This is a genomic window from Enterobacter cloacae complex sp. 677-3DZ2D5B (genome assembly GCF_004136695.1).
GTDB classification, from domain to species: domain Bacteria; phylum Pseudomonadota; class Gammaproteobacteria; order Enterobacterales; family Enterobacteriaceae; genus Enterobacter; species Enterobacter hormaechei_C.
In genome coordinates, this window is sequence record NZ_QFLS01000005.1 from 67,597 (window position 1) to 82,778 (window position 15,182).

Annotated in this window: 9 protein-coding genes; all 9 read left to right on the top strand. The window is 58.0% G+C overall.

What is annotated here, in order from left to right; genetic code table 11:
- The first annotated feature begins 134 nt into the window (after positions 1-134).
- The 9 genes from DD597_RS07585 (at position 135) to DD597_RS07625 (ending at position 15,028) form a co-directional block, all read left to right on the top strand.
- Entirely contained in the window at positions 135-1,337 is a 1,203-nt protein-coding gene (locus DD597_RS07585) for an MdtA/MuxA family multidrug efflux RND transporter periplasmic adaptor subunit (RefSeq protein WP_129256069.1), read from the top strand.
- Complete coding sequence (locus DD597_RS07590) at positions 1,337-4,459, top strand: MdtB/MuxB family multidrug efflux RND transporter permease subunit (RefSeq protein WP_022651491.1); 3,123 nt, start codon at positions 1,337-1,339, stop codon at positions 4,457-4,459. Before DD597_RS07585 ends, DD597_RS07590 begins: the two co-directional genes overlap by 1 nt.
- Complete coding sequence (gene mdtC / locus DD597_RS07595) at positions 4,460-7,537, top strand: multidrug efflux RND transporter permease subunit MdtC (protein WP_023324948.1); 3,078 nt, start codon at positions 4,460-4,462, stop codon at positions 7,535-7,537.
- The gene (locus DD597_RS07600; RefSeq protein WP_003862087.1) at positions 7,538-8,953 is read left to right on the top strand and encodes an MFS transporter; all 1,416 of its coding nucleotides are present in this window, start codon (positions 7,538-7,540) and stop codon (positions 8,951-8,953) included.
- Entirely contained in the window at positions 8,950-10,353 is a 1,404-nt protein-coding gene (gene baeS, locus DD597_RS07605; RefSeq protein ID WP_006811258.1) for a two-component system sensor histidine kinase BaeS, read from the top strand. Before DD597_RS07600 ends, baeS begins: the two co-directional genes overlap by 4 nt.
- Positions 10,350-11,072, top strand: a complete 723-nt coding sequence (baeR, locus tag DD597_RS07610) for a two-component system response regulator BaeR (protein ID WP_015572364.1) — start codon at positions 10,350-10,352, stop codon at positions 11,070-11,072. Before baeS ends, baeR begins: the two co-directional genes overlap by 4 nt.
- A 606-nt stretch (positions 11,073-11,678) precedes the next feature.
- Positions 11,679-13,040 carry a tRNA 5-hydroxyuridine modification protein YegQ gene (gene yegQ, locus DD597_RS07615; protein WP_022651495.1) on the top strand — a complete coding sequence of 454 codons (1,362 nt, stop codon included), beginning with the start codon at positions 11,679-11,681 and terminating at the stop codon, positions 13,038-13,040.
- 409 nt (positions 13,041-13,449) lie between these two features.
- Positions 13,450-14,415 carry a hypothetical protein gene (locus DD597_RS24825; RefSeq protein ID WP_048210183.1) on the top strand — a complete coding sequence of 322 codons (966 nt, stop codon included), beginning with the start codon at positions 13,450-13,452 and terminating at the stop codon, positions 14,413-14,415.
- Positions 14,416-14,422: 7 nt separating this feature from the next.
- Positions 14,423-15,028, top strand: a complete 606-nt coding sequence (locus DD597_RS07625) for a hypothetical protein (protein ID WP_050871419.1) — start codon at positions 14,423-14,425, stop codon at positions 15,026-15,028.
- The last annotated feature ends 154 nt before the right edge of the window (positions 15,029-15,182 follow it).

Consider the following 15,182-nt stretch of genomic DNA (forward strand, 5'->3'; position numbering starts at 1 on the left):
GGCGAAGGCGAAACCGCGGCACCACACTCAGACCATTCCTGACAGTCTTCCATATTTCCTCCATTTTTCCACTGTGTTACCTGACTAAACTAGTATCATTCCCCGAAAGAGTTTCAGGATGAGAACGTATAACGATGAAAGGCAGTAACAAATCCCGCTGGGCAATCGCCGCTGGTCTGATTGTGGTGGTCCTGGCCGCCGCCTGGTACTGGCACAGCCAGTCCGCGAACTCCACGGCACCTGCTGGCGCCAGTAGCCCCTCACAACGCCCAACGGGCGGCGGGCGCCACGGTATGCGCGGCGGTGCGCTGGCACCGGTGCAGGCGGCAACGGCGGTGAATGAAGCGGTGCCTCGTTATCTCTCCGGGCTGGGAACCATCACTGCCGCCAACACCGTGACGGTACGTAGCCGCGTAGACGGTCAGCTGATGGCCATCCACTTCCAGGAAGGTCAACAGGTGATAGCGGGCGATCTGCTGGCGGAAATCGATCCAAGCCAGTTTAAGGTGGCCCTGGCGCAGGCGCAGGGGCAACTCGCGAAAGACAAAGCCACCCTCGCCAATGCCCGCCGCGATTTAGCCCGCTATCAGCAGTTGGTAAAAACCAACCTCGTGTCGCGCCAGGAGCTGGATACCCAGCAATCTCTGGTCAGTGAATCTCAGGGCACCATCAAGGCCGACGAAGCCGCGGTCGCCAGCGCCCAGCTCCAGCTCGACTGGAGCCGGATCACCGCGCCGATTGACGGCCGCGTGGGCCTGAAACAGGTTGATATCGGGAACCAAATCTCCAGCGGCGATACCACGGGCATCGTGGTGATCACCCAGACGCACCCTATCGATCTCGTCTTTACCCTGCCGGAAAGCGACATTGCGACGGTGATACAGGCGCAGAAGGCCGGAAAATCGCTGGTGGTTGAAGCCTGGGATCGCACCAACAAGCAGAAGCTGAGCGAAGGTTCGCTGTTGAGCCTGGATAACCAGATCGACACCACCACCGGCACCATCAAGCTAAAAGCACGCTTCAACAATCAGGACGATGCCCTGTTCCCGAATCAGTTCGTCAATGCGCGAATGCTGGTCGCGACCGAAGAAAACGCCGTGGTGATCCCGACGGCGGCCCTGCAAATGGGCAGTGAAGGCAACTTTGTCTGGGTGCTGAACAGCGAAAACAAGGTCAGCAAACACCTGGTGAAAACCGGGATCCAGGACAGTCAGACGGTGGTGATCAGCGCCGGGCTGTCCGCAGGCGACCGCGTCGTAACCGACGGTATTGACCGGCTGACCGAAGGGGCGCAGGTCGAGGTGGTGGAAGCGCAGAATACAGGAGCAAAAGCCTGATGCAGGTGATGCCGCCGAGCTCTACAGGTGGGCCATCACGCCTGTTTATTTTACGACCGGTTGCGACGACCCTGTTGATGGTGGCGATCCTGCTGGCCGGGATCATTGGCTACCGTTTTCTGCCCGTGTCGGCGCTGCCGGAAGTGGACTACCCGACTATTCAGGTTGTCACCCTCTATCCGGGCGCCAGTCCAGATGTGGTGACGTCCGCCATCACCGCCCCGCTGGAGCGTCAGTTTGGCCAGATGTCTGGCCTGAAGCAGATGTCCTCCCAGAGCTCGGGCGGTGCCTCGGTCGTCACGCTTCAGTTCCAGCTCGCACTGTCGCTGGACGTCGCGGAACAGGAGGTGCAGGCCGCCATTAACGCCGCCACCAACCTGCTGCCGTCTGACCTGCCGAACCCGCCGGTTTACAGCAAGGTGAACCCGGCAGACCCGCCGATCATGACGCTTGCCGTCACCTCCTCCGCCATGCCGATGACGCAGGTGGAAGACATGGTCGAAACCCGCGTGGCGCAGAAGATTTCGCAGGTGACAGGCGTCGGGCTGGTGACGCTCGCAGGGGGACAACGCCCCGCGGTGCGCGTTAAGCTCAATGCCCAGGCCATTGCCGCGCTGGGGTTAACCAGCGAAACCATTCGCACCGCCATCAGCAGCGCCAACGTTAACTCAGCGAAGGGCTCGCTGGACGGCCCGACCCGCGCGGTCACGCTCTCCGCCAACGACCAGATGCAGTCCGCCGATGAATACCGTCAGCTGATCATTGCCTACCAGAACGGCGCACCGATCCGCCTGGGCGACGTGGCAACCGTCGAACAAGGCGCGGAAAACAGCTGGCTCGGGGCGTGGGCTAATAAGCAGCAGGCGATTGTCATGAACGTTCAGCGCCAGCCGGGCGCGAACATTATTGATACCGCCGACAGCATTCGCACCATGCTGCCGCAGCTGGTGGAAAGCCTGCCAAAATCGGTCAGCGTGAAAGTGCTCTCTGACCGCACCACGAATATTCGCGCGTCAGTGACTGACACCCAGTTCGAGCTGATGCTGGCGATTGCGCTGGTGGTGATGATCATCTACCTGTTCCTGCGCAACGTTCCGGCAACCATTATTCCCGCCGTTGCCGTGCCGCTCTCGCTGGTCGGGACGTTCGCGGTAATGGTATTTCTCGACTTCTCGATTAACAACCTGACGCTGATGGCGCTCACCATCGCCACCGGGTTTGTGGTGGACGACGCCATCGTGGTAATCGAAAACATCTCGCGCTATATCGAGAAAGGTGAAAAGCCGTTAGCCGCCGCGCTGAAGGGCGCGGGGGAGATCGGCTTTACCATTATTTCGCTCACCTTCTCGCTGATTGCGGTGCTGATCCCGCTGCTGTTTATGGGCGATATCGTCGGGCGGCTGTTCCGCGAGTTTGCCGTGACGCTGGCGGTCGCCATTCTGATCTCTGCCGTGGTGTCGCTGACGCTGACGCCGATGATGTGCGCCCGCATGCTGAGCCACGAATCTTTGCGCAAGCAAAACCGCTTCTCCCTCGCCTCCGAGCGGATGTTCGAGCGCATTATTGCCGCCTACGGCCGCGTGCTGGCGAAAGTCCTGAACCATCCCTGGGCGACGCTCGGCGTGGCCCTCGGCACGCTGGCGCTCAGCGTCATGCTGTGGATTTTCATTCCGAAAGGCTTCTTCCCGATTCAGGACAACGGCATTATTCAGGGCACGCTTCAGGCGCCACAGACGGTCTCCTTCGCCAACATGGCGCAGCGCCAGCAGCAGGTGTCTGAGATCATCATGAAAGATCCGGCGGTGGAAAGCCTGACTGCCTACGTGGGCGTGGACGGCACCAACCCGTCGCTTAACAGCGCGCGCCTGCAAATTAACCTTAAACCGCTCGATGACCGTGACGATCGCGTCAACGCGGTTATTGAGCGTCTGCAAAGCGCTGTGGCGCGCGTACCGGGCATTGAGCTGTATCTGCAACCGATCCAGGATTTAACCATTGATACGCAGGTGAGCCGCACGCAGTACCAGTTTACGCTCCAGGCCACCTCGCTTGATGCACTCAGCACCTGGGTGCCGCAGCTGGTGGACAAGCTGAAAGCACTGCCGCAGATTTCTGACGTAAGCAGCGACTGGCAGGATAAAGGGCTGGCGGCGTACGTAAACGTCAACCGCGACACCGCCAGCCGTCTGGGCATTACCATGTCCGACGTGGATAACGCGCTGTATAACGCCTTTGGCCAGCGCCTTATCTCCACCATTTACACCCAGGCGAACCAGTATCGCGTGGTGCTGGAACATAACACCGAGAACACGCCCGGGCTTGCCGCGCTGGACTCGATACGCCTGACCAGCAAAGACGGCGGGATTGTGCCGCTCAGCGCCATTGCCAGCGTGGAAGAGCGTCACACCCCGCTGTCGATTAACCATCTCGATCAGTTCCCATCCACCACCATTTCGTTCAACGTGCCGGACGGTTATTCCCTGGGCGAAGCGGTGGAGGCCATTCTGGGTGCGGAGAAAGAACTCAGCTTCCCGTCCGATATTCAGACCCAGTTCCAGGGCAGTACTCTGGCGTTCCAGGCCGCGCTGGGCAGCACCGTCTGGCTGATTGTCGCGGCGGTGGTGGCGATGTATATCGTGCTTGGCGTGCTGTATGAAAGCTTTATCCACCCGATCACCATTCTCTCCACCCTGCCGACGGCGGGCGTGGGGGCACTGCTGGCGCTGATGCTGGCGGGGAGCGAACTGGACGTGATTGCGATCATTGGCATCATTCTGCTTATCGGCATCGTGAAGAAAAACGCCATCATGATGATCGACTTTGCGCTGGCCGCCGAGCGCGAGCAGGGTATGGCGCCGCGCGAGGCCATTTACCAGGCCTGTCTGCTGCGTTTTCGCCCGATCCTGATGACCACCCTCGCCGCCCTGCTGGGCGCGCTGCCGCTGATGCTGAGCACCGGCGTGGGGGCCGAACTGCGCCGTCCGCTGGGCATCGGGATGGTCGGCGGCCTGCTCGTAAGCCAGGTGCTGACGCTGTTTACCACGCCGGTTATCTACCTGCTGTTTGACCGTCTGGCCCTGTGGACGAAAAGCCGCTTCCCGAAACGTGAAGAGGAGGCGTAAGTGAAGTTTTTCGCCCTCTTCATTTACCGTCCGGTGGCGACGATTTTACTCTCCGTCGCTATCACCCTGTGCGGCGTGCTGGGCTTCCGGCTGCTGCCGGTGGCCCCGCTGCCGCAGGTCGATTTCCCGGTGATCATGGTCAGCGCCTCGCTGCCGGGTGCCTCGCCGGAAACCATGGCCTCATCGGTGGCGACGCCGCTTGAGCGCTCGCTTGGTCGAATTGCCGGGGTTAACGAGATGACCTCCAGCAGTTCGCTGGGCAGCACGCGCATCATTCTGGAATTCAATTTCGACCGGGACATCAACGGCGCGGCGCGTGACGTGCAGGCCGCGATTAACGCCGCCCAAAGCCTGCTGCCGAGCGGCATGCCGAGCCGTCCAACCTATCGCAAGGCCAACCCCTCCGACGCGCCGATCATGATCCTGACGCTTACGTCAGAGACCTACTCCCAGGGCGAGCTGTACGATTTTGCCTCCACCCAGCTGGCGCAAACCATCGCCCAGATTGACGGCGTGGGCGACGTGGACGTCGGCGGCAGCTCCCTGCCCGCCGTGCGCGTGGGGCTGAATCCGCAGGCGCTGTTTAACCAGGGCGTGTCGCTGGACGACGTGCGTTCCGCCATCAGCAACGCCAACGTGCGTAAGCCGCAGGGCGCGATTGAGGACAACAGCCACCGCTGGCAGATCCAGACTAACGACGAGCTGAAAACCGCCGCCGAGTATCAGCCGTTGATTATTCACTACAACAACGGCGCGGCGGTGCGCCTGAGCGACGTCGCCAGCGTCACCGATTCGGTGCAGGACGTGCGTAACGCCGGGATGACCAACGCCAAACCGGCGATTTTGCTGATGATCCGCAAGCTGCCGGAAGCCAACATCATTCAGACGGTGAACAGCATCCGCGCGCGCCTGCCGGAGCTTCAGGAAACGATTCCGGCGGCCATCGATCTCCAGATTGCGCAGGACCGCTCCCCCACCATCCGCGCCTCGCTTGAGGAGGTAGAGCAAACGCTGATCATCTCCGTCGCGCTGGTGATCCTGGTGGTGTTCCTGTTCCTGCGCTCGGGGCGCGCGACGCTGATCCCGGCGGTGGCGGTGCCGGTATCGCTGATAGGCACCTTTGCCGCCATGTACCTGTGCGGCTTTAGCCTTAACAACCTGTCGCTGATGGCGCTGACGATTGCCACCGGGTTTGTGGTGGATGACGCCATCGTGGTGCTGGAGAATATCTCGCGCCATCTGGAAGCGGGCATGAAGCCGCTCCAGGCGGCGCTTCAGGGGACGCGCGAAGTGGGCTTCACGGTCCTGTCCATGAGCCTGTCGCTGGTGGCGGTATTCCTGCCGCTGCTGCTGATGGGCGGCCTGCCGGGGCGACTGCTGCGCGAATTTGCCGTCACGCTCTCCGTCGCCATTGGTATCTCACTGGTGATTTCGCTGACGCTGACGCCGATGATGTGCGGCTGGATGCTAAAGCGCAGCCAACCGCACTCGCAGCCGCGCAGGAAAGGCTTTGGCCGCGTCCTGATGGCGATGCAGTCCGGCTACGGCAAATCGCTGAAATGGGTGCTGAACCACACGCGTATTGTCGGGCTGGTGCTGATCGGCACCATCGTCCTCAACGTCTGGATGTATATCACCATCCCGAAAACCTTTTTCCCGGAGCAGGATACCGGGGTGCTGATGGGCGGTATTCAGGCGGACCAGAGCATTTCGTTCCAGGCGATGCGCGGCAAACTGCAAGACTTTATGAAAATCATCCGGGAAGATCCGGCCGTGGATAACGTCACCGGCTTTACCGGCGGCTCGCGCGTTAACAGCGGGATGATGTTTATTACCCTTAAGCCGCGCGGTGAACGTCACGAAACGGCGCAGCAGATCATTGACCGCCTGCGGCTGAAGCTTGCCAAAGAGCCGGGGGCAAATCTGTTTTTGATGGCCGTTCAGGATATCCGCGTCGGCGGACGACAGGCTAACGCCAGCTATCAGTACACCCTGCTCTCGGATGACTTAGCCGCCCTGCGCGAGTGGGAGCCGAAGATCCGTAAAGCGCTGGCCGCGCTGCCGCAGCTGGCGGACGTGAACTCTGACAGCCAAAACAACGGTGCGGAGATGGCGCTCACCTACGATCGTGAAACCATGGCCCGCCTGGGCATTAACGTGGAGGCGGCCAACAGCCTGCTGAACAACGCCTTCGGGCAGCGTGAAGTCTCTACCATCTATCAGCCGATGAACCAGTACAAGGTGGTGATGGAGGTGGATCCGCGCTACACCCAGGACATCAGCGCGCTGGACAAGATGTTTGTGATCAATGATGACGGTAAGGCGATTCCGCTGTCGTACTTCGCCAGCTGGCAGCCGTCGAACGCCCCGCTGTCGGTGAACCACCAGGGGCTTTCCGCCGCCTCGACCGTCTCGTTTAACCTGCCAACCGGCTCGTCGCTGTCTGAGGCCAGCGATGCCATTAATCGCGCCATGACCCAGCTCGGGGTGCCCTCCTCGGTGCGCGGCAGCTTTGCCGGTACGGCGCAGGTGTTCCAGGACACCATGAACTCGCAGGTTATTTTGATTCTGGCGGCCATTGCCACGGTTTATATCGTGCTGGGCGTGCTGTACGAAAGCTACGTGCACCCGTTGACCATTCTCTCCACGCTTCCCTCTGCGGGCGTGGGGGCGCTGCTGGCGCTGGAGCTGTTCGGTGCCCCATTCAGTCTTATCGCGCTTATCGGGATCATGCTATTGATTGGCATCGTGAAGAAAAACGCGATAATGATGGTCGACTTTGCCCTGGACGCCCAGCGCAACGGCAACCTGACGCCGGACGAGGCGATATTCCAGGCCTGTCTGCTGCGTTTTCGCCCGATCATGATGACCACGCTGGCCGCGCTGTTCGGCGCGCTGCCGCTGGTCATATCCGGCGGTGACGGCTCTGAACTACGCCAGCCGCTGGGGATCACGATCGTTGGCGGCCTGGTGATGAGCCAGCTGCTGACGCTCTACACGACGCCGGTAGTCTATCTGTTCTTTGACCGCCTGCGGCTGCGTTTTTCGCGTAAAAAGAGAACCACGGTGACCGAGTAAATGACCGACCTACCCAGTAACGTTCGCTGGCAATTGTGGATCGTCGCGTTCGGCTTCTTTATGCAGTCGCTGGACACGACTATCGTGAACACCGCCCTCCCCTCGATGGCGAAAAGCCTGGGGGAGAGCCCGCTGCACATGCATATGGTGATTGTCGCCTATGTGCTGACGGTCGCCGTGATGCTGCCTGCCAGCGGCTGGCTGGCGGATAAAGTCGGCGTGCGAAACATCTTCTTCACCGCCATTGTGCTGTTTACCACCGGGTCGCTGTTTTGCGCCCAGGCCAATACCCTCGACCAGCTGGTGATGGCGCGCGTGCTACAGGGCGTCGGCGGCGCGATGATGGTACCCGTCGGGCGGTTAACGGTGATGAAAATTGTTCCGCGCGCGCAGTATATGGCGGCGATGACCTTCGTCACCCTGCCCGGTCAGGTCGGCCCGTTGCTTGGCCCGGCGCTGGGCGGGATTCTGGTGGAGTATGCCTCCTGGCACTGGATCTTCCTGATCAACCTGCCGGTCGGTATTATCGGCGCGATTGCCACCCTGACGCTGATGCCGAACTATAAAATGCAGACCCGGCGCTTTGATTTCTTTGGCTTCATCCTGCTGGCAGCTGGCATGGCGACGCTTACCCTCGCGCTCGACGGGCAAAAAGGGCTGGGGATCTCCTCCCTGTCGCTCGCCCTGCTGGTAGCGCTGGGTGTCACCGCCATTCTCTGGTATCTGTGGCATGCCAGAGGTAACGCTAACGCGCTGTTCAGCCTAAATCTGTTCAAGAATCCCACCTACCGTCTTGGTCTGTTCGGCAGCTTTGCCGGACGCATCGGCAGCGGCATGTTGCCGTTTATGACGCCGGTATTTTTACAGATTGGGATGGGCTTCTCGCCGTTCCATGCCGGGCTGATGATGATCCCGATGGTACTTGGCAGCATGGGGATGAAGCGTATTGTGGTGCAGGTGGTGAACCGCTTTGGCTATCGCCGCGTGCTGGTGGCCGCCACGATCGGGCTGGCGTTGGTCTGCCTGCTGTTTATGGCCGTGGCGCTGCTGGGCTGGTACTACATCCTGCCGCTGGTGCTGTTCTGCCAGGGGATCATCAACTCCATGCGCTTCTCGTCGATGAACACCCTGACGCTGAAAGATCTGCCGGACGAGCTGGCAAGCAGTGGTAACAGTCTGCTGTCGATGATCATGCAGCTCTCCATGAGCGTGGGGGTCACGGTTGCCGGATTGCTGCTCGGCATGTACGGTCAGCACCATCTCAGCGCCGACACCCCCGTCGCGCATCAGGTCTTTTTATACACTTACCTCAGCATGGCGGTAATTATCGCTCTGCCCGCTTTTATCTTTGCCAGAGTGCCGAATGACACGACCAAAAACGTCGTGATCCGACGCGGCAAAAGGAGTGCACCATGAAATTCTGGCGTCCGGGGATCACCGGTAAGCTTTTTGTGGCGATTTTCGCCACCTGTATCGTCCTGCTGATTACTATGCACTGGGCGGTGCGGGTCAGCTTTGAGCGCGGCTTTATTGACTACATCAAGCACGGTAACGAACAGCGTTTACAGGGCTTAAGCGACGCGCTGGGGGAACAGTATAGCCTGCACGGTAACTGGCGTTTTCTGCGCAACAACGATCGCTTTATATTTCAAATTCTGCGCTCGCTGGAGCACGATAATGACGACGACCGTCCGGGACCGGGCATGCCGCCGCACGGCTGGCGCACCCAGTTCTGGGTGATTGATCAGGAGATGCGCGTGCTCGTTGGCCCACGCTCTCCGGTACCGCCGGACGGCACAAAGCGCGCCATTACCTCGAACGGCGCCACGGTGGGCTGGGTTATCGCCTCCCCGGTCGAGCGGCTGACGCGCAACACCGACATCAACTTTGACCGCCAGCAGCGTCAGACCAGCTGGTTGATTGTCGCGCTTTCTACCCTGCTTGCGGCGCTCGCCACCTTCCCGCTGGCGCGCGGCCTGCTGGCGCCGGTTAAGCGCCTGGTGGAAGGCACGCACAAGCTGGCGGCGGGTGATTTCTCGACCCGCGTGGACACCCGCAGCCAGGATGAACTGGGCAAGCTGGCGCAGGACTTCAACCAGCTCGCCAGCACGCTGGAAAAAAACCAGCAGATGCGCCGCGATTTTATGGCCGACATTTCGCACGAGCTGCGCACCCCGCTGGCGGTGCTGCGCGGCGAGCTGGAGGCGATTCAGGACGGCGTGCGGCAGTTCACCCCCGAGTCGGTGGCCTCGCTTCAGGCGGAAGTCGGTACGCTGACCAAACTGGTGGACGATCTGCATCAGCTTTCCATGTCCGACGAAGGCGCCCTGGCTTACCAGAAAGCACCGATCGATGTGATCAATATCCTTGAAGTCGTGACCGGCGCATTCCGCGAGCGCTTCGCCAGCCGTGACCTGAAAATCAACCTTTCGCTGCCGGACAGTGCGGTGGTGTTCGGCGACAGAGATCGCCTGATGCAGCTGTTCAATAATCTGCTGGAGAACAGCCTCCGCTACACCGACGGCGGCGGCGCGCTGCATATCTCCGGCAGGCAGGAAAACGGGCGCTTTGCCCTGACCTTTGCGGACTCCGCCCCTGGCGTGAAGGATGCGCAGCTGGAAAAACTGTTCGAGCGCTTCTATCGCACCGAAGGTTCACGCAACCGCGCCAGCGGCGGTTCCGGCCTTGGGCTGGCCATTTGCGTTAACATTGTGGAGGCCCATGGCGGCACCATCCGCGCCGCCCATTCGCCTTTTGGCGGGGTTAGCATTACAGTAGAGTTACCTCTGGAACGGGATTTATCGAGGGAAGCATGACCGAGTTACCGATTGACGACAACACACCGCGTATTTTGATCGTGGAAGACGAGCCTAAACTTGGGCAACTGCTGATCGACTATTTGCGCGCTGCGAGTTACGCGCCAACGCTTATCAGCCACGGCGACCAGGTGCTGCCCTACGTGCGCCAGACGCCGCCGGATCTGATCCTGCTGGATCTGATGCTGCCGGGTACCGACGGCCTAACCCTGTGCCGCGAAATTCGTCGTTTCTCCGATGTGCCCATCGTGATGGTGACGGCCAAAATCGAAGAGATCGATCGTCTGCTGGGGCTCGAAATCGGCGCCGACGATTACATCTGCAAGCCTTACAGCCCGCGGGAGGTGGTCGCTCGCGTGAAAACCATCCTCCGCCGCTGTAAGCCGCAGCGTGAATTGCAGGTGCTGGATGCGCAAAGCCCGCTGATCGTCGACGAAAGCCGTTTCCAGGCGAGCTGGCGCAGCAAACTTTTGGATCTCACCCCCGCAGAGTTTCGCCTGTTGAAAACGCTCTCCCACGAGCCGGGCAAAGTGTTTTCCCGCGAGCAGCTGCTTAACCATCTGTATGACGATTACCGCGTGGTGACCGACCGCACCATCGACAGCCACATCAAAAACCTGCGCCGCAAGCTGGAGGCGCTGGACGCCGACCAGTCGTTTATTCGCGCGGTGTACGGCGTGGGGTATCGCTGGGAAGCGGATGCGTGCAGGATTGCCTGAATAACCCCCCTCACCCTGCCGTCTCCCCAAAGGGAGAGGGTTCCCCAGCAATTTGAAAGCAAAAGCTATAACGTTGCCTCAGAATAACTGAGGGCTTTCAGCGATGCCTCGGTCCGGCTGTAAATCGCTGAGGCGTTTCCTGTAGGCCGGGGCGAGGCGCAGGGATGCGCCGAGAGGGCGGGCTTTACAGGGATGTTACCTCCGCCCGTCCCCGATAAGCCGGAAGGAATAAGCCGAAGGCACCGCGAAGCGGCGATTTACCGCCGGAAGCCCGGGTCGCCAGGGTGGTGGCGACTGAGCCACCCTGGCACGTTCACCGGCCATGTCGTGACAGAGTAGCAAGGAACATAACGTGAACGGAATGACCACCAGAGCCGTATGTTCCCCCTCACCCCAGCCCTCTCCCTCAAGGGAGAGGGGGCCGTCTGTGCAGGCATTATTTTGTGGGGAACCCTCAGCCCCAAAGGGGAGAGGGTTAGGGTGAGGGGCAAAGCTTTACCTCTCTTCCCCGCAGCGCTACAATGCCCGCCCTTAAAGTGGGGGATCTCCCCTTACCGCTGCATCAGGTGCATGCGGATCTGACCTGTCATCAGAACGAGAACAAACATGTTTAAACCGGAACTCCTTTCCCCGGCGGGAACGCTGCAAAATATGCGTTACGCTTTCGCCTATGGCGCCGACGCCGTCTACGCGGGCCAGCCGCGCTACTCGCTGCGCGTGCGTAACAACGAATTCAACCACGAGAATCTTCAGCTCGGCATCAATGAAGCGCATGCCCTGGGCAAAAAATTCTACGTGGTGGTGAACATCGCGCCGCACAACGCCAAGCTGAAAACATTCATTCGTGACCTGAAGCCGGTCGTGGAGATGGGGCCGGACGCGCTGATCATGTCGGACCCGGGTTTAATCATGCTGGTTCGGGAGAATTTCCCGGAGATGGACATTCACCTCTCAGTGCAGGCTAACGCCGTCAACTGGGCAACGGTGAAATTCTGGAAACAGATGGGGCTGACCCGCGTCATTCTGTCCCGCGAGCTGTCCCTCGAAGAGATCGAAGAGATCCGCACCCAGGTGCCGGATATGGAGATCGAAATCTTCGTTCATGGCGCACTGTGCATGGCCTACTCCGGCCGCTGCCTGCTCTCTGGCTATATCAACAAGCGTGACCCGAACCAGGGCACCTGCACCAACGCCTGCCGCTGGGAATATAACGTTCAGGAAGGCAAAGAGGATGACATCGGTAACATCGTGCATAAACACGAGCCGATTCCGGTCACCAACGTTGAGCCAACGCTGGGAATTGGCGCGCCTACCGACAGCGTGTTTATGATCGAAGAAGCCAAACGTCCGGGTGAGTACATGACCGCCTTCGAAGACGAGCACGGCACCTACATCATGAACTCTAAAGATCTGCGCGCCATCGCGCACGTCGAGCGTTTAACCAAGATGGGCGTACACTCCCTGAAAATTGAAGGCCGCACCAAGTCTTACTACTACTGCGCCCGTACCGCACAGGTATATCGCAAAGCCATCGACGATGCCGCTGCCGGTAAACCGTTCGACACCAGCCTGCTGGAAACGCTGGAAGGTCTGGCGCATCGCGGCTATACCGAAGGTTTCCTGCGTCGTCACACTCACGACGACTACCAGAACTACGAGCATGGCTATTCGATTTCCGAACGCCAGCAGTTTGTAGGCGACTTCACCGGCGAGCGTAAAGGCCCGCTGGCCGCCGTCGCCGTAAAAAACAAATTCACTAAAGGCGACAGCCTGGAGCTGATGACGCCGCAGGGCAACATGAACTTCCGACTGGAGCACCTGGAAAACAAAAAAGGTGAGGCGATTGAGGTCGCACCTGGCGACGGCCATGTGGTCTGGCTGCCGGTTCCTGAAGAGGTGGAGCTGGAGTTTGCGCTGCTGATGCGTAATTTTGAAGGTGAAAATACCCGAAATCCACACGGCAAATAGTCAATCAACGGGATTTTTTCACGCTGGGATAATTCTTAGAATCGGATCACATACCGCTTCGTTCAATACGGGTATTATCCCCCCCGCTGAAAAACATAACCCATAAATGCTAGCTGTACCAGGAACCACCTCCTTAGCCTGCGTAATCTCCCTTACGCGGGCTTATTTTTTTGTTAACTCCTGAAATTTTTCCCCCTGATAAATATGGCGTTGCATTGACCCGGGAAAGGTTGTGTCAGCATTAGGCGTATCATCTAAGCAAATCGAACGAACAAAGGATCCTAATCACATTTTTTAATGGATTTGAGAGGGATGAACACTATTCGGAACATTCCTAATTTTAAGTGTTAACAGGACCTTTACTCTTGTTTTATTAACAATCAACATTTCACACGGACGGAGAGATGAAGTGACATTCACAGGACAATTTTCAAAGGATCTTCCAGATTACGCACTCGCACGCAGTCTTGGTCTTGCCTCTGGCGGCGATATAAATTTCACAGCACTTGCAGGTCAACTGGACTGTAGCAGAAATTTTAGCCAGGCCGGGATTATCTACTCAGACGGTACACGTCAGTGGCTAGTACGGCCATCAAGAAGGATTGCTACACCAAACGAAAGCTCGGTTAGTCATGTAGTCATAACCAAAGTAAATGCCTCATTAGTTAACCCTGTTCAGGCAACAACGGCGACGATTAATTCCCCTTCCCTGGCAACTGAAATTGGTTCAACGGCCATTTCCTGCGGAGCCGCAATTCTTACTGTTGTACTTGCGGCAGGGGCCGGTATGGCTATACCTCTCACTGCAGGGTCTTCCGGTGCTATAGCCGCTGTGATTTTAGCCGGTGGTGTAGCAACTGGAATTCAATGTGCAAATGGGCTTGGCCGACTATCGTTGATTGCTATGAATCATGATGATTACGTTGCGTGGATGGATTCCCAGGAGTGGTATACAGCAACCAACACAGCCCTGGATGCGATTTCTCTTGCCGGGGCTGCTGCGGGTTTAAAAAGCGCTGCATTAACATATCGCCTTCTTAACCGTTCATCGTCTGAGAGTTTGCTCTCCTTATTACAAAAAATGAGCCGGGCCGACCGTACGCGATTAACAGAGGAGATTATTCGTATCCGCAATCCCGGCATCTCGAATTCAGGTGTAAAAGCAGCAATGAAGGCAGGCGTGTATCCCAAACGTTATCCGTCAGAAGCGTTGCAGTTGCTCTTACAGCGTGAGTTGCTGAATACCATTTCAAATTCTTCTGCCTTCGTTGGAAGTGCCATCTCAGGAAATATCAGAAATCCACAGAATGTTGCACAAACGGGTAAATACATTTTTGGTTTAATTCAGTCTTTTTCATTTACAGGAAATTATTGACCCGTCCATGATGAAATACATTAGAGATAGCCTTGCATTAAGTGCTTTGGTTAAAAGTAAAATGGCGACCGATGATCTCAACCAGCTTGAAACATTAAAAGAACAGTTAAAAGATCGGTTCGGCGTTCCTGTGGGCGTCCATATGACAGGAATTCCTTTGGCAGTGAGCACGTTACTGGCTATTTTTTGCTACGCCATGCTGCAAGTGTCCCTCTGGTTGTTGCTGTTTCGCTGGCTCGGCTTACCCGAATTTAAGGTTATGATGGGAGTATTCATTGCAGCGATTGTGTATTGTCTGGTAGTGATGAGCACGATGTTTCTGACTACACGAGGTTCTTTACCTGGATATAAACTGCATATTTTCGTCATTACGCTGACAGGCATAATGAGCATCATTTATTTCATCTGGACGGGGATTTCGCTTTTATTCGGCCCTGTTGAGAACTACACACCGCAAATAACCTCTTTGCTGGGGCTGGGATTTTTCTTTCTGAACATTATGTGGATGAATTCATCGATTTTTTACCGCTCCATTGCGCTAACGCTACATAATCGGGTCTGGCGTAAGCAGCTCAAAATCGAGGCAAGGCCAATGTCACACCTCAAACGTTGACCACAATAGTCAATTGAGCGGCAGTAGTATGCACTGTAAGCGCTACGGGGTTCTTTAGTCGATTTCAAAGCCCTTACGCGGGCTTATTTTTTGCCTTTCATCCTGTTCTTACCCGCTTTTTCCCTCTCTGGGATACACTCTTTCTATAGCTAAA

What these genes read in the sequence shown, in the direction of transcription:
- DD597_RS07600 (WP_003862087.1), top strand. Translation starts at nt 7,538, where the DNA reads ATGACCGACCTACCCAGTAACGTTCGCTGGCAATTGTGGATCGTCGCG.
- yegQ (WP_022651495.1), top strand. Translation starts at nt 11,679, where the DNA reads ATGTTTAAACCGGAACTCCTTTCCCCGGCGGGAACGCTGCAAAATATG.
- baeS (WP_006811258.1), top strand. Translation starts at nt 8,950, where the DNA reads ATGAAATTCTGGCGTCCGGGGATCACCGGTAAGCTTTTTGTGGCGATT.
- DD597_RS07625 (WP_050871419.1), top strand. Translation starts at nt 14,423, where the DNA reads ATGATGAAATACATTAGAGATAGCCTTGCATTAAGTGCTTTGGTTAAA.
- DD597_RS07585 (WP_129256069.1), top strand. Translation starts at nt 135, where the DNA reads ATGAAAGGCAGTAACAAATCCCGCTGGGCAATCGCCGCTGGTCTGATT.
- baeR (WP_015572364.1), top strand. Translation starts at nt 10,350, where the DNA reads ATGACCGAGTTACCGATTGACGACAACACACCGCGTATTTTGATCGTG.
- DD597_RS07590 (WP_022651491.1), top strand. Translation starts at nt 1,337, where the DNA reads ATGCAGGTGATGCCGCCGAGCTCTACAGGTGGGCCATCACGCCTGTTT.